The sequence below is a fragment of the Lacibacter sp. H375 genome (assembly GCF_037892425.1).
Taxonomy (GTDB): Bacteria; Bacteroidota; Bacteroidia; order Chitinophagales; family Chitinophagaceae; genus Lacibacter.
On the sequence record NZ_JBBKTT010000001.1, the window covers coordinates 197036 to 217270 of the forward strand.

At 39.3% G+C, this 20235-nt stretch carries 11 protein-coding genes and 3 tRNA genes; 3 read left to right on the forward strand and 11 right to left on the reverse strand.

The features are described 5' to 3' along the window. The first annotated feature begins 45 nt into the window (after positions 1–45). Complete coding sequence (locus WG954_RS00855; protein WP_340432675.1) at positions 46–885, forward strand: RHS repeat domain-containing protein; 840 nt, start codon at positions 46–48, stop codon at positions 883–885. Positions 886–997: 112 nt separating this feature from the next. Here WG954_RS00855 and WG954_RS00860 read toward each other — a convergent pair. The 5 genes from WG954_RS00860 to WG954_RS00880 all read right to left on the reverse strand — a co-directional run bounded on the left by WG954_RS00860 (position 998) and on the right by WG954_RS00880 (position 4252). Continuing rightward, positions 998–1083 (reverse strand) — tRNA-Leu (locus WG954_RS00860). A gap of 43 nt (positions 1084–1126) precedes the next feature. Continuing rightward, a tRNA-Gly gene (locus tag WG954_RS00865) sits at positions 1127–1199 on the reverse strand. Positions 1200–1343: 144 nt separating this feature from the next. Continuing rightward, complete coding sequence (locus tag WG954_RS00870) at positions 1344–2870, reverse strand: glucosyltransferase domain-containing protein (protein ID WP_340432677.1); 1527 nt, start codon at positions 2868–2870, stop codon at positions 1344–1346. Between the two features lie 86 nt (positions 2871–2956). Beyond that, a complete protein-coding gene (locus WG954_RS00875) occupies positions 2957–3160 on the reverse strand; it encodes a hypothetical protein (protein ID WP_324231889.1) in 204 nt (67 codons plus the stop codon). A 51-nt stretch (positions 3161–3211) separates the two neighbouring features. Beyond that, the gene (locus tag WG954_RS00880; RefSeq protein ID WP_340432679.1) at positions 3212–4252 is read right to left on the reverse strand and encodes a glycosyltransferase family 2 protein; all 1041 of its coding nucleotides are present in this window, start codon (positions 4250–4252) and stop codon (positions 3212–3214) included. Positions 4253–4291: 39 nt separating this feature from the next. Here WG954_RS00880 and WG954_RS00885 point away from each other — a divergent pair, with 39 nt between their 5' ends. Both WG954_RS00885 and WG954_RS00890 read left to right on the forward strand, forming a co-directional pair. Continuing rightward, the gene (locus WG954_RS00885) at positions 4292–5440 is read left to right on the forward strand and encodes a sensor histidine kinase (protein WP_340432682.1); all 1149 of its coding nucleotides are present in this window, start codon (positions 4292–4294) and stop codon (positions 5438–5440) included. Between the two features lie 109 nt (positions 5441–5549). After that, positions 5550–5633 (forward strand) — tRNA-Leu (locus WG954_RS00890). A gap of 55 nt (positions 5634–5688) precedes the next feature. Here the strand turns inward: WG954_RS00890 and WG954_RS00895 are convergent. The 6 genes from WG954_RS00895 to WG954_RS00920 form a co-directional block, all read right to left on the reverse strand. After that, positions 5689–8895: a VCBS repeat-containing protein gene (locus WG954_RS00895; RefSeq protein WP_340432684.1), complete on the reverse strand. Its 3207-nt coding sequence runs from the start codon at positions 8893–8895 to the stop codon at positions 5689–5691. 144 nt (positions 8896–9039) lie between these two features. Next, complete coding sequence (locus tag WG954_RS00900) at positions 9040–11517, reverse strand: GH32 C-terminal domain-containing protein (protein WP_340432687.1); 2478 nt, start codon at positions 11515–11517, stop codon at positions 9040–9042. Positions 11518–11554: 37 nt separating this feature from the next. Further along, on the reverse strand, positions 11555–13666 hold the full coding sequence (locus tag WG954_RS00905; protein ID WP_340432689.1) for a glycoside hydrolase family 32 protein: 2112 nt from the start codon (positions 13664–13666) through the stop codon (positions 11555–11557). A gap of 81 nt (positions 13667–13747) precedes the next feature. After that, on the reverse strand, positions 13748–15304 hold the full coding sequence (locus tag WG954_RS00910; RefSeq protein ID WP_340432690.1) for a glycoside hydrolase family 32 protein: 1557 nt from the start codon (positions 15302–15304) through the stop codon (positions 13748–13750). Positions 15305–15422: 118 nt separating this feature from the next. Continuing rightward, positions 15423–17135, reverse strand: a complete 1713-nt coding sequence (locus WG954_RS00915; RefSeq protein ID WP_340432693.1) for a RagB/SusD family nutrient uptake outer membrane protein — start codon at positions 17133–17135, stop codon at positions 15423–15425. 19 nt (positions 17136–17154) lie between these two features. Continuing rightward, a complete protein-coding gene (locus tag WG954_RS00920) occupies positions 17155–20220 on the reverse strand; it encodes a SusC/RagA family TonB-linked outer membrane protein (protein ID WP_340432696.1) in 3066 nt (1021 codons plus the stop codon). Positions 20221–20235: the final 15 nt, after the last annotated feature.

Sequence of the window (20235 nt, forward strand, 5' to 3'; positions counted from 1 at the left end):
AGATTCACCCATACGTTTCTTATTTCAGGAATATCTTTGCCACACATGATGCACAAACTAATATCCGTTTTCGTTTTACTTGCCCTCTTACCTTTTGCCGGCAATAGCCAGTACTACCAGAAAGACATCCTCAGTACACGCCAAACAATGGAGCAGATCAAACAGTACAAAGCCAACAAAGTTCGTAAGGTGGTGTTGCAGTCTTTTGAAGGAAGTGGCCAACCTGTTGAACAGTTCATCTGCTTCCAGGAAATAAATCCATCGTTCAACATCATTAAAACATTTAGTCAAACAACGTCTACCATGCAATCGGTATTGGTGACACAGTTCAATGCAAAAGGACAATTGATACGCAGTGCCGATAGCAGTAACACAACATTGAATGTTTCGAGCTATACCTACGATGCAACAGGACGATTAGCCGTTGTTGAAAATGTATCGCAGGCATACGCTTATAAAACAAAAGAAACAGTGCGTCACCAATACACGTATGATTCAAGTGGCCTACCCGTTTCAATGTTGCGCATTAAAAACGGAACCGATACTGCGTTTGTACAATTTAAAGCTGATGAAAAAGGTAATGTGGGTGAAGAGATCATTACAGCAAAAGGAAAAGAAACGCAAACCTGGTATTACTATTATGATGCACAAAACCGTTTAACAGATATTGTACGCTTTAATGATCGTGCACGCCGTTTGCTACCTGATTATGTTTATGAATACAACGAGCAATCTTTGCTTTCACAAATGATCTCAGTGCAAAGTGGCGGCAGTGATTATGTTACCTGGCGCTATCAATACAATCCACAAGGATTGAAAACAAAAGAGAGTTGTTTCAGTAAACAGAAGCAGTTGATGGGATATGTGACGTATAGGTATGAATAGGCAATAGTCAATTGTGAATGGGCAATGGTGAACTTAATGCCATTCTAAAAACTAAAACAAAATCTGAAATGGATGTAAATAAAAAAAGCGACGTTAAACGTCGCTTTTTTTGTGCCCCGGAACGGAGTTGAACCGTTACGACCGTTGCGGGTCACAGGATTTTAAGTCCTGCGTGTCTACCAATTCCACCACCGGGGCTCCAATAGGGTGAAAAAAAATCCCGCATGAGAGCGGGACTGTGAGCGGAAGACCGGGCTCGAACCGGCCACCCCGACCTTGGCAAGGTCGTGCTCTACCAAATGAGCTACTTCCGCTTGTAAAAGAACGATTGGGGTGCAAATGTAAGGGACGTTCAATTAATTGACAAAAAAGAGAGCAAAAATTTTCTGCATTCGCCTGAAGAAAAGCGATCTCACGACCCGATCACAACTGAAATCCAATGCTAAAACCAATCTTTGTCAATTTTTACTCTTATCCCGTTGTTTCCAGTATGCATTAAAAACCGCCTGCATATCTATGATCAGAACTTTTGCAGCAGTATCGGTTACTGAAAATGCAGGCGACTGAGTTGCTGAAGAAACATCTAACAACACTTGTTTGGCTTCCTCCCTGCTTTTTGTTTTCTCGAACACAAGTTGTTTCAGCAATGGTTCAGGAGTCCAGTCTTTTTCAGTTGATGGATAGCCAAACTCGTCGGTATAATAATTCACCCCGAATGCCGACTTAAATAAATTCATGGGTGGTCGAACAAAAAATATCGCCTCTGTTCTTTCCTCATAATTATTCATGAAGTAAGAACGCAAAGCTGCATACTCATTTTCCAACGGTTTCGAAAAATTGATGTGGTAATTATAAAACGCAACTGCGCAAAAAATAAGACCGGCTAATGCTGCCACAATATTTCTCAATCTGTTAGTTCTCAAAAATGAAATAACAAAATCGCAAACCATTACAAATACAAGAAAGTTGAGTGCAAACATTGTTCTGTATGAAGCGAAGTTTTCAATCGAAATCATCAACGGCAGATAAGTAAGGATGAGCAATGCAAAACAAATAAGTATATGCCCGATAATCTTCCCAACATTCTTTTTCCCGATCCGTATAAACAAACTGATCATCCAAAACAGAATAACCAATGGATAAAAAATCTGCGACAAAATACTTCTTGCATTGTACAGAAAATTAAAACTAAATGCCTGTGCCAGTGGGTAAGAAAAAAAGAAACTGAGCTTTCCCAAAGGATCAATATTTATGGTGGCTCTTGTACTTGGCTGAACATTGTACACTTTCAATGAATACCTGAAAAGGAAGTAATACACAACATAACATGCAATATAGAAGCCTACGCCGATAATGATAGTTCTGTCAATTTTTGCAGATTTATTTTTTATGAAATACAGGAAGAAGGGCAACAGGAAAAAACCAAATGCCGTTTGGTAAGTAAACAATGAGCACATGGCGAAGAACAGACTTACAGCCAATGTGAGAGTAGAAACTTTTAAATAAGTCTCTTTACTGTTTACTTTTCTAAACAGGAGATACCCCGATAAAAATGCTGCAAGTGTGGCTAAAAATATTTCGGCGCAGGATGCCCATCCAACATAGATAGCAGCAGATAAACTACACGGAATAAATACAACAGACAGTGCCCATACTTTGCCATCGATTTTCAGATCATCAAACAGTTTTTTTGATAACACTCCATACAACACCATAAACACGACCATGGAGGAAAATGAAAATATCCGCAACCATTTTATATCGCTTACCGAATCCATATTGCCAAAGGCGCCATCAATTAACCATCCGGTAATGAGTCGGCCCTGGTTCAGAAACATGATAAAGTTCGATCCATCATTATTGAACCAGAGCTGATGGGCTTCATCAGTAAATGCATAATCGGCAAAGAATACCGGATAATAGATCAGGAAGCAGGCGAGGATGGCAATGCCAATTATTGTAAACAGGTGTTTTGAAGTCTGCATGCAATTAAATCAGGGTTTCAGGTTATTATCTCGAAAAAAAAAGCCCTCTTTTCTGCAAAGAGGGCCGGGTATTATTATAAGAAGACTTATTTATACTTTGGATTATAAAGTGTGCTTTCAGGTATTTGCACTTCTGGCTTTCCTTTGTAACGGTAGCTGTACAATTTGTAACATCCCCCCAGCAAAAACGCTGCAATACAAAACACCTGAACATAAAACAGGAAGCGGGATGAGGTTACCCAATTGCTGGTGATATCTTTTTGCTTTTCGTCGATGATCTCTTGAGCCATATTAGTCGGTTTTTACAGTTGCAAATGTAAGGGATGATGTGTTACAACCCTTCAGGCAGGCTTTACAATTTCAGAAAAAATCTTCTTTTTCCGGATGAAATACTGCCACACAACCGATCCTTGATATACGGTTTTTAAACGGGGATATGCGTTTGAAGAGGGCTGTTTTGGCCCGAATACCCATCCAACAAAGGCAAAATGTGCTTTTAACACCGCCAGCCAATAGCCGGATTTACCGCTTAGTAATTCTTTCCAGGCAGATACTGCATCTAACCCAACCCGCAACGGAACCTTCCACCATAATTCAGACCACGGCAGATTTTTGCAGATCATCACGAGGTTGTTACGGAAGTTGAGGAATACTTTTTGGCTGCTGCCGGTTGGTAAGGTGCCACCGCCGACATGATACACGACTGATTGTGGACATACATATACTTTATTTCCACCCCGCTGTAATCGCCAGCACAGATCGATCTCTTCCTGGTGGGCAAAAAAGAATTCATCAAATCCCTTCATCTCCTGAAAACATTGTGACCTGATAAACAGTGCAGCACCACTTGCCCAAAAAACAGGTACTGCATTGTTGTATTGTCCGTTATCTTTCTCCAGCACATCAAACACACGGCCACGTGAAAAAGGATAACCCAATGTGTCGATCCACCCTCCACTTGCACCCGCATATTCAAATGTATTTTTCTGATGAAAAGAAAGAATTTTTGGCTGACAGGCTGCAATGCTTTTATCTGCTTCCATCAACTCAATTACAGGTTCTATCCAGTTTGTTGTTACTTCCACGTCACTGTTCAGTAACACATAATAATCAGCCTTTACCTGTTGCAGAAAAAAATTATAACCTTTTGCAAATCCATAATTCTCTTTACTGGTTAATATCTCAACTGAAGGAAATGTTTGTTGTAAGAACTGCACCGAATCATCTGTTGATGCATTATCAGCAACGATCACCTGCAGATTGGTATACGTTGATGCCAATACAGAAGGCAGAAACTGTTGCAGGAAATTTCTTCCATTCCAGTTAAGAATAACAACAGCAACAGGCGGGAGGGTTTGCAAGTGTGGTAAATATTTTTTCAAAAATAGCGGTTGAGAGTGAAACCTTGTCTAAATTAGGGCATGCTTGGTCAATATTTTAACTGGCGAACATTACTGGCAATGATTGCCATTGGCATTGTAACCGGTACCATTTTTTATTCGAACTATCTCGCCGATAAAATTGCTGTTGATGAACGTTTGAAAGTGGAACAATGGGTTGAGGCCGGTAAATTCCTGATCATGGCACCAATTGATGCTGACACGAAACTCCCTTCGCTCATTCGAAATGAACAGAAATCGATTCCTATTATTGAAACAGATGAAAAGGATAGTATTGTTAGTTATATCAATATCGACAGTGCAAAAATTGCAAACAATCCCGGTTATCTCGCTTCCAGGTTAAAAGAATTTAAAGGTCAGAATCAACCTATCATTCTTGAAATAAGTAAAGACCCTTTACTCATCAATAAATATTATTATGGTCATTCTGCATTGCTGCAACAGGTACGTTACTACCCAATGGTTCAGTTGTTTATTGTGGCGCTCTTTATCATCATTACCATTTTCTCGTTGCAGGCAAGAAATAAATCGACCCAAAACCAGGTATGGGCTGGTATGGCTAAAGAAACGGCACATCAGTTGGGAACACCCGTTTCATCGTTACAAGGTTGGGTGGAAATGTTGAAAGAAGAAAACGCACAATCGCAAATTGCAACAGAGATCGAAAAAGATGTGCAGCGCCTGCGATTGGTGAGCGATCGCTTTGGCAAGATCGGCAGCATACCACAATTAGAACCGAATAATGTGGTAAGGCAGGTAGAAGAAATGGTGGAATATATCCGCAAACGGGCAACCGGAAAAGTACACCTGGAAGTGAAGAAGAATAGAGCGGATATGATCGTAGCAATTTCTCCCCCGCTCTTCGATTGGGTAATTGAAAACCTGCTCAAAAATGCACTTGATGCCATGGATGGAAAGGGAAATATTACAGTTGATATGCATGAGGAGGAACGAACCATCATCATTGATATCACAGATACAGGCAAAGGCATTGCATCGCAAAACATCAACCGAGTTTTTAAACCGGGCTTTACCACCAAGAAACGTGGCTGGGGCTTGGGCTTGTCGCTGAGTAAACGTATAATAGAACAATATCATAAAGGACAACTGTACGTAAAACACTCTGAGCCTGGAAAAGGCACTACATTCAGGATTGTGTTGAAAAAGTAGGCGGAAGTCAATAGTCTCAAGTGTTCAGTAGTTAGTAACACTTTACAACCAGCAGCCCTGCAAATAAATTTGATTGAATGGGTGCAGCATTTTACATTTGCACCCCGATGCCCGGGTGTTGAAATTGGTAGACAAGCCACTTTGAGGTGGTGGTGTTCGAAAGGACGTGCTGGTTCGAATCCAGTCCCGGGCACGATTACAAAAAGCGATTCAATAGAATCGCTTTTTGTTATTTCAAAGTGCATCTTTCAATTTTTCTTAAAAACCTTTAAATCTCCGTTGTATTGCGATGCAATTAACAAACTCAAACCTGACGCAGTTTTTAATTGCCGCAACTTAGCTCCGGCCATCGGAATATATAAACCACTTTCGTTCAATGAAAGGGAACGGTAGCCACCGGTTAAAAGTCCTTGCAAAAACAAACCATTGAAGGCATCTAACCGGCCATGTACTACTTCAAAACTAAAATCATTTCCGGTTAATACAATATCCTTGATGCCGTCTTTATCAAAATCATCAATACATATATCTTTTACAGCAGAGAGCTGAGCCTGCCACGGAAGTTCTTCAAAACGGAAGACACCATTTCCATTGTTGCGTATAACAACAGTTTTAAAATAGGAAGCGGTATGTTGTTCAACGCCTTTCCATTGCTCGGCTAAGAATATATCTTTCAAAGCTGCATCAGCAAAGCTACTGTAGGATAGATACCTTTTCTTAAGTGCCGGTATTTGATCCATCACATCGTCTCTTCCATTTGCAATAAACTCCTGTAATATTCCTTTTTTGTTTTTTAAGTATTTCGTTGTTACAAATTCGAAGCGGCCATTCTTATCAAAATCATTATAGTAATTATTGACAGGACTATTTTCGTTGAACGTAAAAAAAGAGTTGAGCCCGGTATTACCTGCAACAAAATCCACATCACCATCTTTATCAAGATCTGCAGCTTTAATACAATTCCACCAGCCTGATTGATTATTTAGACCTGTACTTTTTGTAACATCGACGAACTTGCCGCCTTTATTTGCAAAGAAAGTAATTGGCATCCATTCACCAACAACTACAAGATCAACCTCCCCGTCTTTATTGAAATCATTCCATACAGCATCACAAACCAATCCTACTTTTTGCAATACCGGCGCAACCGATGCGGTAATATCTGTATACTTTACCCTCCCTTGCCTGGTATCATTGCGAAGTATGATCGATGAAACTGCTTTCGGATAATTGCCGGGCTCTACTCTTCCTCCAAGGAAAAGATCGATATCACCATCCTTATCAAAATCTGCAGCACGTACACAAGATTTGCTTATTGGAACAGATGGTAACGAATCAATTGATGCAAGGAACTTCCCCTGTCCGTTATTCAAGAACAATGCGTCAGTGTAATAAGAAGATCCTGACGGTTGCTCATAGCCGCCTCTGCATACATATAGATCAAGATCAGCATCATTGTCTGCATCAAACAAAAGAAGATCAGCATCTGTTGATGTGTGTTCAATCAACAATGAATCGGTTTTGAATTGCCCGCTTTCTTGTTGAAAGAATAAACGAATGTTATTATTCCCACTTACAACAAAATCTTCTAGTTCATCTCCGTTTATATCACCGGTTGCAATTACCGGACCGATCTCCGATAATTTATGAGGCAATAATTTTTGAATATTGTAATCATTAAAATCTTTAGGTTGATGTTGATAGTTGACTTGTAACTGATTGCTTACTTCTGTAAACATAGCAGACTCATCTGGCCTTTTCCAGTTAAATACTTCTCTGTTTTGTGACTTATCAATCACAAGAGTTTTATTAGCAACAACGTTATACTGAACTTGCTTCGTATTATCTGGCCATATTACTTCGACTGAATCAACATGATTAATACTGTCTAAGCCAAACCATGCCATAAGTTCATTTGAAGATAAATAGCCACGTACAGGATTTACTTCATACACCTGCTTATTTATTCCATAGTAAATTGTAACCCATGCTCCATATGCGTTTCTATTTGGAGCAGGTGATTTTAATTTAACAGCCAGGAAATGTTTTAATTTATTTTCCGAATTATTTAGCTTGTTTTCATAAAGAAAAGCTTTGTCATTTATATTATTAATTACCACATCAAGATCTCCATCAATGTCAAGATCAGCTGTTGCAGCTCCATTTGAAAATGAAGGCTCATTAAATCCCCATTTCAATCCAACGTTTTCGAACCGGATGTTACCTGTATTTCGATAAGCGTAATTTTCGATTTTAACTTGCGGTATCATCGCTAATAGTTTTTTACGGTCGTTCAATGCAAAAGTACTGTTGCGATATACCATGAAGTCATGATCGGTTACATCTCGAGGAAAGCCATTTGTGATAATAATATCACGTAAACCATCATTATCAAAATCGGCTACAAGTGGTGCCCAGCTCCAATCGGTCTCAGCGATGCCACTGTAAAAACCAGTTTCAGCAAAAACGGGACGCTTTGTACTATCTCCCCCATCATTTACCAAACCCATATTTACATGCAACATGTTACGTACATATTGATATTGAAATCCGTAATAAGTATTATTGATATACGACTGATAATTACCTGAATTCAACATCATTTTTTTTCGGTAATTATCCTCGGGATTCATATCAAGTTCAATCACATCGCTCAGCCCATCATTGTTAATATCCACAACGTCAGCTCCCATGGCATTGTAAGCCGTATGTTTAAAATATTCGCTTGAATGATTTGTAAATGTTCCGTTTCGATTATTTATATAAAGTATATTTTCTGATAAATAATCATTTGCGACAAATACATCCTTCCATCCATCAAGATTCAGATCACAAATAGTTACAGAATGCCCATACCCCTCCTGCAACACGCCTGCCTTCCTTGACACATCAACAAAAACCGGATGGTGCTTTGCTGAATCCCAATCATTCCGATAAAGCTTGTCTGTATTTGGATGTTCTCCGTTTTTCAAGATTGGTCGATATGCATTTCCATTGTCCCTCTTTGCAAACATGTTCACTGTCATGTACACATCCAGATCGCCATCATTATCATAATCAAAAAATGCTGATTGCGTTGTGTAGCTGTTATCTGCTAATCCATATTCTCTTGCCAAGTTTTTAAAAACCGGTAGACCTTTGTTACTATTTCCCTGATTCACATAAAGGATGTTTTCTCTCTTTAATGAATCACTTAGCATGGTACAAGAAATATAAATATCCTGTAATCCATCGTCATTAATATCAATAATTGAAACACCCCTGCTCCACTTGCCCTCTCCTTCAACCTTTGCAATTGTTGTTATATCGTCAAATTGCATTTTTCCTTTGTTGAGATAAAGTTTATTACTGATCATATTACCTGTAAAGTAAATATCCTGCAAACCGTCGTTATTAAAATCGGCTATACCAATTCCGCCACCATTGTAAATATTCTCCTGATCAATGATGTTCATCGAATCGGTTTCACTAATCTGATTATTAAAATGAATTCCTGAATGAGATGAACTCACTTTTTCAAACAATGTTTCTTGACTGCAGGATAAAAAGAAAATACAACAAGCAAAACTGCATACATAAACTACATGTTTCATATAAAATCAATTTCGAATGACTAAAATCTTTGACCTATACAAGTCTTTATTATTTACTTGAGCCACCAAAAAATAAGTACCAGTATTCACCATTAGCCCTTGCTGATCTTTCAGGTCCCAAATAATTTGTTGATCCGGTAACAATACTTTGTGATCAATTGTGCGTATCATTTTCCCGCTTACATCGTAGAGACTTGTTTTTATCTGACCTTTTACTTCTTTAGGCAATTGTATTATACATTGCTTAATGGCTGGAACAGGATATACTTTTATGTTTTTGTAAATGGAAGAATTAGGATCAAACAAACCTGTTATGGTTGATGTAACATCACCTCTGTCCCACACTTGCACATTGCTTGCAGTTGCAGTACCGCCCTCAATAAAAAAGTCTATGATCTTGCTTTCAGGATCAGTTGGATATGCCCTTGATGCAAATGCCCATTTGTCATTGATGAATACTTCTATAACCGAGCCATCGGTATATATATGCCATTCAACGGGATCGTTATTGGGAAACATGAAAAATTCCGACTGAACATCTCTCGGCGTATTTGGATTCATCGATGCTTTAGAACGATCAACGACAAAAGATAACCCATTGTAATCGTAGTAGATCCTCGTGTATTCACTGTTGCCGGAATTCTTAAGCAATGTAAACCCAATCTTGGTTGCAGTTCCTTTTGTGATGGTTGCTTTTATTTCTGCACGAAATCCCTTTAAGTTTAAATAGTTTGCAGCAGAGGATTGCAAGTTGATGGTATTAAAATTATACAGAGTGCCACGACCTGTATTAAGATTAGGATGCGGACTTTGAAATAAACTATCGTTCTGCATTTGCCATACCCGTGGGAGGCTGAAAAAATTTGCCCAGCCATTTTCATATTGTTCATGCGTTGGCAATAGATCAGGAATAATACCAATAGCAACAGTTCTTCCCTGGGCATCAACATTCACAGCCGGAGATAACAATGAATTAATAATATCGAGGTTTTTCACAACAGGATTTGTTGGCGTAAATGTTTCATTTGAAAAATCACCTACCCAATAAAATGCTTTTGCAGGTGTTGGGCCAACAGGTGTTTTATTCACCAGTAATAAATACTTCGATCCAAATTTCCAGAAAACGGGCATCTCCCAAAAAATGCCCACACTGTTATATCCTGAATTATCAATGAACAATGGCTTTACGTACTGCCAGTTTGTAAGATCATTTGACTTGTACAAGAACACAGTTCCTGTTTCAGGAGAATTGATACCAGTGCCAATAATCATATACCATGTATTCCCTTCTTTAAATACATATGGATCTCTGAAATCTTTGTTAGATGGCGACACAGGTGCACGTTGAATTAATGGATTAGCAGGGTTCCTGTTCCAGACGTTAAACTCACCACTTGATTGCGCAGAACCAATACCTGCATATGCACCATTTACTCCGGTGTATATCAAAGTTGGATTCCCACTATCATCTTTCACAGCATGACCGGACCATGTACCAACAGATTCCCAACCGGGTTGCGGATACAAAGCAGGTTGCTTCTCCTGCCAGTTTACAAGATCAGTACTTGTAAGATGTCCCCAGTTTTGTTGAGAGAAAAAAGGTCCGTTTCCATTCTTCTGGTAAAACATGTGATAGACACCGTTGTGAAGAAATAAACCATGTGATTCATTGGCCCATGCATTGTTGGGTACAGGGTGATATTTAGGACGATGAAAATCATTTGCAAAACGGGACGCAGGAGTTTTCATATCAGGAGTAGAAGCGGGATTTAACGCTGCATACTCTTGTTGTACCTGTCCAAGTGTCCAACGTTTCCTGCGTACGATCACTTCATCAACAATACAGTTTAGATAGTTGACAGGATAAATGGTTTGAACGTTTACAGTGGAAGATGTTCTTGCTAAAAATGTTTTGCCGGAAGGCCAACTGAGTGTACCAGGTAAAAAACTTTGATTGATGATCTCTATGCCATTATTATATACCGTGCAATTCCCATTCACTGCATCCACATTCATCACCAGGAAATTCCATTTGTAATGTTCTGCCCGCATCAGCGAGCTAATGGTAACCGCCTGGTTATTGACGGTAAAATTAACAACCACATTCCCGAATTTATTAATGCCTATGTAAGCACCTTTATTTGAAGGTTGATCATAGTAACTCCATACGGCTGCCATATCAACCGGGTAAACTTCCGGCGCCAGCCATGCAGAAACCGAAAACGAATCAACAGGGTAAATATTTGTTACATCACCATCAACCCAACAAGTATATCCATCGGTTCGTAAAGCATTTTGTTTGATACCCGGCACTCGCTCAACTGTTGGCCATTTGCTGTGGATGACATAATCGGTATTTGTGATCGCCTCTTTTGTTGTTGAACCCAATGCTTCATTCAATCCCCAGTAAGCAATAGTATCTTGCCCAAACACTGTATTACAGGCAAATATTGCAATACCTGATATTACTTGTTTCAACCTCATATTCTTCATTCTTTTTTTACAAAGCAAGCCCTACTAACTAAAATTCTGTTTGGTTATTTGATGATCTAAGCTTCCACACTGTTGCGTTACTCAATTTTACCTCACCTCCTTCGCAATACAAATGCACTTCGTTACTTATACTTTTAAGTGGAAAAATTCTGGTAGTGAACGCATCTTCATTATTAATAAAACACTCCACTACAGAGCCATCAATAAACAAACGAATCTTTACCTTTTGGTTTCTACTTAAATTATACGTTCCGCTTCTGCCCTCATTCGGAATATTTTTATCCAATGATGATCTTGATTTATCAACCACAAACTCCTGCTGATCGAAATCGAAATAAATTTTCGTGTATTCTTTATCATGGGGATGTTTGCCGATAACAACGCCGAAACGTTTGGAGTCTTTAGGATCAAGCTCAAGTTCAATTTCCAGTTGTTGTTTGTTCTTGCTTAGCAGTATCGGTTTCCCAGGCAAAACATCCACATTAGTTAAAGTAGTTACATCTGTTCGCAACTTCTTTAAAGAAGGATGAGGTTGCTGGCAAAGTTTATTATTCTTCAACGTCCACACACGAGGAATACTGTAAAGATGTGCCCATCCTTGTTTGTAATGAGCCTCTGCGGTAACAAGATCAGGAATGATGGCAATGGCAGTCGTAAGCCCACTCTCATCTTTTGCAACTGACGGCGAAAGTAATTGATTGATCACTTCCAGCTTTTGTGGCACAGCTTTATCAGGAACAAATTTCTCATTTACAAAATCACCGATCCAGTACAATGCATTTGCCGGCTCCTTTTTGTATGGTACTTTATTTACAAGCAGAATGTATTTATTATTCTCTTTCCAAAACACAGGCATTTCCCAAAACACACCTGAATCATCAATAGAAGGTTTTCCTTCAAACAAAGTGTGCAGAAACATCCACTCTTTCAGATCAGTTGATCTGTATAAAAGCAAAGCACCTCGCCTGGTATTATTTTCATCAATACCAAATCCAACAGCCATGTAATAAGATGAACCTTCTTTCCAGATATAAGGATCACGGAAATCGAAACGGGTATATTGTTTCGGAGTTCCGTTTACAACGGGATTACCCGCATACTTTTTCCAACTAAGCAGATCATCAGCTTCAGGATATGCAAGATGCATTCCAAACGATGTATCTGAAGACGCTCCGGTGTATATGATAACCGGCTTGCCTAGCGGATCAAGTACACAATGACCAGACCAAATTCCCAACCGATCATAATCAGGTCCTGGCGAAAGAACAGGTTTATGTTCTGTCCACTGCAACATATCCTTACTACTGAAATGCCCCCAATTAATATTTCGGAGTAGTAAGTTGTTCCCATCTTTCTGATTAAAGATGTGATAACGACCTTGGTAATAAATCAAACCATGTGTTTCGTTTGTCCAGTTTGCAGCCGGAATCAAATGATACTTTGGCCGATGAAAATCGTCTTTGAAACGCACAAAAGGTACACTCAGATTTGGCTTTCTCTTTTCAACTAATGTATAGTTTATAGCTGCAATATCTTTTTGCTGATAAGCCTTATTCAATAAGATAACTTCATCGGCAATACCGTTAAAATAGTTCAATGGAAATTGGAGGATGTGTCGCTGTTTGCCGTTTCTACCAACAACCAGCTGCCGATAAGTATTTCTGTTTTCAGCAGCCTGCGACAACATCAATTTCCCATTGATATAATATTTAACCGAATCGCCGGCAGTAACAAGAGCTATATGCAGCCATTTGAATCGTTCAACAGTTGTTGTTGCTGTAAAAAAATGAGTAGATCCGTTTTCCGAAATTTCCAATACCGGGTAACCAAATTGGTTAATACCGGCCGCAATCCATTCTGTTCCGGCTTTATTCTGTAACAACAGAAAGCCAGCTGTATCCGTTGGATAAGTTTCCAATGCAAACCATCCCATTGCTGAAAGTCCTTTTTTCTCTGTTGCAATATCAACTGCAACAAAAGTGGAGTAACCATCAGTTCGTAACCCTTTACCAACCGCTCCGGGCACCAGCTCTGCTTGTTTACGTACAGTTGAAACAGCAATTGCTTTTCCCGTTTTTCGATTATAAATAGTTTTGCCGTTTGCTTTTTCAAAATTCAAATGCACGAGTGTATCCTGCATTGCAAACAACTGCATTGAACAAAAAAAGGAAATGGTTATTAAGAAGAAACGAATCATACTTAGTGGTTCTGGATTGATTTCTTACTTGTTTGTTTTGATCTCCCATATTTTCAGATCACTGATCACTGCCTGGTCACCTTCTGAGAAAAATTCGATGAGACCTTCTTTTTCGTTTGGAAAAACAAGATCAGTCAACACTGTTTCTCCATCGTTCACAAAAACTTCCACAATGCATTTATCAACCAGAACTCTGATCTTTAACTTTCCATCCTTTAAGGCAACAGGAGCCATTTCAACAGAAGGGAATTTTGTACTGAAGCTTACGTTGCCCGACCTTGTTCTGTCAAGCATCAACTCACCGGTTTTTTTATCAAAAGAAAGAACGGTTTCTTCATTTGCACTTTTTAATAATTTTACGCCTGCTTTAACAGCTTGTTTCGGATCGAGCGTAAATTCCATTTCATAAGATAACCCTGCATATTTTAAACGAAGCGGAGCCGTCAACACTTCCATACTGAGTGATAATACTTCTTTTCGTTTTTCAATCAGTTCCTGCACCGGCTTTTGAATCAACACAAGGTCAGTACCGGATTTTATAAGTTCGAATTCACGTGGCACGGCATACAAACCACGCCAAACTGAACCTGTTGGAATTTCACGAGCATATGTCCAGTTGCTTGCCCAACCAACAATTATTTTTCTTGGAGTTGAAAGATTATTATAAGAAACAGCTGCATAAAAATCTTTCCCGTAATCTAAATAAACGGGTTCGGTATAATCTTTCTGCGTAGTAAATTCTTTTCCATTAAAATCACCAACAAAGTATTGCATACCTACATACTTTTCCTGGCGATGACCTGCAGAAACGAGCAACACCCATTTCTTTTCGTTGGTACCTGCAACATTCATTTCCATAAGATCAGGACATTCCCAAACAGTAGCTGTATTTCCTTTACGTCCCCAGCGACTCATGTAAGACCACTCTTTTAAATTCTTTGATTCGTAAAACCATACTTCCTGCCTGTCGGATTTTACTAATAACAACACCCACTTTTGTTGTGGTGCATACCAGAACACTTTCGGATCACGGTAATCCATCGAGCCAACATCAAGGACAGGGTTTCCTTCATACTTTTTCCATGTGCGACCCTTATCAATACTATAGGCAATGCTTTGTGTTTGTGCCACTTCAATGTACTCAGATGTGCCTGGCCTTCTTCCTTTATGTTCAAAGGATGTATATACTGCCACCATTGGTGGATGTTCACCTGTACCGAAACCACTTGTATTGAGTGTATCCATCACAGCACTTCCACTAAAGATCATTGAGGAATCTTTGTTATGAAAATTCTTGTCTTCATACAATGCAACCGGCAATGTTTTCCATTGAAGGAGATCGCTGCTTACCGAATGCCCCCATGCCATATGACCCCAATTTGTACCGAACGGATTGTATTGATAAAACAGGTGATATTCTCCGTCGTGATAAACCAATCCGTTTGGATCATTGATCCAGTTTGAATCTGCTGTAAAATGATATTGCGGACGATAGTCGATCTCAGTTACTTTTTGTTCAGCTTCATTTTTACAACTAAACATAGCAACCGTTGTTATGGCCATTAAAATATACTTCTTCATAGTAATAAACTCCTTGCTTTAAAAAGTCCAGGGCTTAGAAAAGCCCCGGCAACTATTGATTATGATAAAACTTGTCTCAACTAAATTCTCTATTTAATTGACCGATATGTAGTTCCAATTAATAGTTTGGATCCTGTTTCAGTTTTCCACGACTAATATCGATCTCTGCTTGCGGAATTGGGTAGTATTCAACTTTTGGTGCATTAAATGTTGCTGCTCCTAAGTATACACGTTTTGTTTTTTCTGTATTATTATATGCATCGATTACTTGTTTTGCCACACCCCAACGTAACAGATCGAAGTAACGTAAGCCTTCAAGGCAAAGTTCTAATCTCCGTTCAAACCGAACTGCCTTCCGTGCATAGTCCTGCGTCCATCCCGTTGCAGGATATAAACCAATTTGATAATTGGCGGCATTGATTGCCGGGTTAGAGAAACTTTTGACTTTTGGCGTATTTGCTGCTCTTGTTCTTAACTGATTGATCAATGTGCGAGCCAGATCCAAATTCTGATTTAATTCGACCAAGGCCTCTGCTTTAATCAACAGAATTTCAGAATACTTTAAGAAAGGAAGATTCAACGCACCACCAGCCCATGGAAAATCAGTTGATGCTGTTGCACGGAACGGTGAATTAACGTAAATGAGATTTTTCTTTTTAACATAAGGACCATATGTTCCTTCAGCACGTGCCCAGCCAATTGTTTGCGGACTATTTGTATAATCTTTCCAACGAATACCAGGACGACCGATCGCATGATCCAGTCTTGGATCAACAGGCGTTGCAATGTCGGCTGCGGGTAAATCTGAATTATTATAAGTATCGTGTAAGGGCAAACCATTTGCATCGACCTTAAATGCGTTCACTAAGTTTTGTGAGGGCCGTTGAAATCCATCGCCACCACCGTATGGACCATTTGATGGTGCCACCCAGATATCACCCCAATTGAATCTTACATTGCTTTCTGCTCCACCGCCAACACTTGCTTCAATGGCAAAAATATTTTCACCTGCACGTTCCAGCGCAGGGTCTGAATACAAACCTTCGAGATTATTCAATAACTGGTATTTACCAGAACTGATCACCTGGTCAGCAGCAGTGATTGCTGCAGCATAATTTTTACGGAACATTTCCGCTTTTGCTATAAAAGAATATGCTACGTATTTATTTACACGTCCAGCATCCTGTCCATCAAATGGAATAGTAATACCGGCATTAAAATCTGCAACGATTTTTTCCCACAGCTGTGCTTCTGTAAGATTATTTGCTACTTCACCTTCCTGCCCTGTAACAACTGTTTCATCAATATATGGAAATGTGCGGAAGAGCTGTTTTAAGCGCATATAGTAAAACCCACGCAACACCTTTACCTCTGCAATTCTGCGCTGACGTAGAGGGAACTCAGCATCCGTTAACTGATTTAAAAGCTGTAATGCCTTATTACATCTCGATATTGAAACGTAATGTCCTTTCCAGATAACCTGGAATGCAGCGTTTGTTGTTTGCAGAATACCTAATTCAATTTGTCCGTATTCGCTTACGTCATCTGTTCCGCCGCCACCTTTGTAACAATCATCCGAACGAAGATCTCCGCTCTCCCACATAGAAGCATTATTCAACAAATTACTGCCAACATTTCCCCAACCCCACGATGGTTGTGGATCTTTATTATCTAAAATGGAGTAACAGGCTATTACCAATGCTTCTGCTCCTTCTTTGTTTTTTAGCGTCTCTGTATTGAGAGATCCTTTAGGAGCCTGATCAAGAATTTTCGTACAGGAATAAACTGTCGCAATGAGTAATCCCGCTATAATTATATATCTCTTTTTCATACTTATTATTTTTACTTGATTAGAAACCAACATTTAATCCAAATGAAAATCCTTTTGAGTGTGGATACTGTCCAAAAGCAGTTACGCCTAAAGAGCCGAGATCAGCATTCAATGTTTCAAAATCGTATCCTTTAAATTTGGTGACAGTAAACAGGTTATCAGCCTGCAGATAAACACGTAAACTTGCAATATGTGCTTTGTTCAAAATTGATTTTGGAATACTGTACCCCAGTGTAACGTTCTTCAGCCGGAAATACGATCCATCACTGATATAATAACTGGAATTAATTTTATTAAAAGATGCGTTGTTGTTGGTAAGAATAGGGATCGTCGTATTTGTATTTGTGGGAGTCCATGCGTTCAACAAATTCTTACCATGATTGGAAACATATCCAAGAAAGTCGAGGTTCCATTTGGTTTGATCCCAGATCTTGTTACCTAATCTTGAATCGAAGAAGACAGTAAGATCGAAACTTTTATAGCTTACGTTTGCATTTAATCCCATCTGTACTTTTGCCAAGGGACTACCTAATGCAATCCTGTCATCAGCATCAATTTTTCCATCTTTATTTTGATCCCGGAAGCGAAGCATACCAGGCTTCTTACCATCCTGCGCAGCGTGCGCATCTACTTCGGCCTGGCTGTTGAAAATGCCATCTACTTCGTAGCCATAGAACTCAGCAATAGATAATCCTTTTTTGATGATGTGAGGACCTGGATACTGAATATCTTTTCCATCTAAACCAACGCTTAATACCTTATTCTTGTTTGAAGTGAATGTAAAGTCAAGATTGTAGTTCAGATCTTTAGATGCTGTGCCTTTATAACTAACCAGCAATTCTATTCCTTTGTTTTCTATATCTCCTACGTTAATAAAAGGACGTGTACCCTCACCTACCGTACCCGGTAATTGTTGCTGATACAAAAGATCATTTGATTTTTTGATGTAGTAATCGGCAGTAATATATAAACTGTTATTAAACAGTCCAAGATCAAAACCAATATTTGTTTGCGAAACAGCTTCCCACTTGGTAAGCGGATTACCTATGCTTGAAGTAATAAAACCTGTAGCTCCGTTCCAGTTGCTGATATTGTTATTACCAAAAATATCATAGTTGGCATAATCTATACTTGGACCAAAGAAAGTAGCATAGTTGTAATCTTTAATATTGTCATTACCATTCTGTCCCCATGAAACTCTGAACTTCAGGTCAGATATTTTCTTTGCCAATGAACTTTTGCTGAAGAAACTTTCTTCGCTGATTCGCCATGCAGCAGAGGCAGCCGGAAAATAACCATAACGATTGGCTTCACCAAACCGTGAAGAACCATCTCTACGAATAGATGCGCTGAAAAGATATTTACTATCGTAGGTATACCCTACTTTACCAAACTGACCGATCAAACCATATTCGGCACCACCTCCACCGCTGCGGATGATATCAGATGCCGCTGAGAGATACAGATAGTCACGGTTTTCTACAAAAAAACCGCTGGCTTGGGTAAACAGGTTATATGATTCATTGTTAATCCATTCGTAACCTGCCAACGCTTGTACATCATGTTTGTTAAATGTTCTGTTGTAGGCAAGTGTATTTGTGATGGTGATATTTGTACTTCTGTTTTCAGATTGAGTAAGTTTATTTACATCGCTGCTGAAACGCCCCATCACATATTTGTTTTCGAAAAATTTAAGACCTGAAGCGACGTTATCAATAGCAATAGAACCATGATATACTAAACCTTTTACGATCTCTACATCCACAAAAGCATTACCAAACATACGCCAGCCTTTGCTTACATTATCCTTGTAGCGGTTAAGATCGCCCAATGGATTTCTGAAATCACCAAGGTTGTAGGTATTGGAAGGTCCGCCCCAGTTACCATTAATATCTTTCAACGGAATAATGGGCAGTTGAATAAATCCTGCTTCCAGCACACGACCTTCATTTTCCCTGTTACCACGCAGGTAACTGATTGAAAGGTTTTCTCCTAATGTAATTCGTTTACCTACTTTAAATGTTGTGTTCACACGTGCAGTAAGACGATCGTAGAACGTATGTTTGGCCAATCCTTCTTCTTTATTGTAGTTTACACCAAAATAAAAGTTTGATTTATCAGCGAGCTTGCTTACTGATAGATTGTAAGCCATTGTGTTGGCCGGCTGAAACACTTCATTCTGCCAATCAGTATTTGCAGAAGGCAATGTTTTTGCAGCATCAATAAAGGCAGGAATTACTGCAGCCGGGCCGGAACCATATGCTTCACCGGGAATAACATTGATCCCGTCATTATTATAACCACGATAAAGCACCGTACCATACTCCTGTGCATTCAACATATCAAGTTTGTTGCGGAGTTTTCTTGTGCCATAAAAAGCATCGAATGTAATTTTCGCATTTTGCGCTTTACCTTTTTTTGTGGTGATAACGATAACACCACTTGATGCCCTTGCACCATAGATAGCAGCCGAAGCCGCATCTTTCAATACCTGGAATGATTCGATATCATTCGGGCTTAACCCGTTGAAATCGTAGGTAGGAACACCATCAATGATAAATAATGGTGGTGTGTTAAAATTAAAACTCGCAAGACCACGCAGGTTTATGTTTACTCCAGAGCCCGGCGCACCGTCTGTTGAAATTGTAAGACCGGGAACTCTTCCCTGTAAAGCAGCAACAATGTTTGCATTGTTCTCCTTCAGTGCATCACCCATCTTTACAACAGTAACAGCACCTTTCAGATCTTTTTTCTTTTCAGTTGTATAACCAACCACCACAACTTCTTCAAGATTTTGTGGATCTTCTTCCATCGCAACGGTATACTCCGTCAACCCGGATACTACTTTTAGCGAAGAAGATTTATAACCCGTAAAGGTGAATGTAATAATGCTGCCATCAGAAGCAGCAAGAGAAAATTTCCCATCTGCACCGGTAACGGCGGATGAGTTACCAACCTGCACTGTTACACCTTGTAACGGCGAGCCGGATGATTTAACAGTAACCGTACCGGAAACTGGTCTTTGCTGTGCAAATAAATTAAACCCAGCAAGCAAGAAAACAATAGCAAAAAGCAACCTTCGCATAAGTCGTAGTTTTTA

Bases quoted from the DNA above. Each gene is read 5' to 3' on its own strand.
- WG954_RS00855 (WP_340432675.1), top strand. From the start codon at position 46: ATGATGCACAAACTAATATCCGTTTTCGTTTTACTTGCCCTCTTACCT.
- WG954_RS00870 (WP_340432677.1), bottom strand. From the start codon at position 2,870: ATGCAGACTTCAAAACACCTGTTTACAATAATTGGCATTGCCATCCTC.
- WG954_RS00875 (WP_324231889.1), bottom strand. From the start codon at position 3,160: ATGGCTCAAGAGATCATCGACGAAAAGCAAAAAGATATCACCAGCAAT.
- WG954_RS00885 (WP_340432682.1), top strand. From the start codon at position 4,292: ATGCTTGGTCAATATTTTAACTGGCGAACATTACTGGCAATGATTGCC.
- WG954_RS00895 (WP_340432684.1), bottom strand. From the start codon at position 8,895: ATGAACATCATTGATCAGGAGAATATTTACAATGGTGGCGGAATTGGT.
- WG954_RS00900 (WP_340432687.1), bottom strand. From the start codon at position 11,517: ATGAGGTTGAAACAAGTAATATCAGGTATTGCAATATTTGCCTGTAAT.
- WG954_RS00905 (WP_340432689.1), bottom strand. From the start codon at position 13,666: ATGCAGGATACACTCGTGCATTTGAATTTTGAAAAAGCAAACGGCAAA.
- WG954_RS00910 (WP_340432690.1), bottom strand. From the start codon at position 15,304: ATGAAGAAGTATATTTTAATGGCCATAACAACGGTTGCTATGTTTAGT.
- WG954_RS00915 (WP_340432693.1), bottom strand. From the start codon at position 17,135: ATGAAAAAGAGATATATAATTATAGCGGGATTACTCATTGCGACAGTT.
- WG954_RS00920 (WP_340432696.1), bottom strand. From the start codon at position 20,220: ATGCGAAGGTTGCTTTTTGCTATTGTTTTCTTGCTTGCTGGGTTTAAT.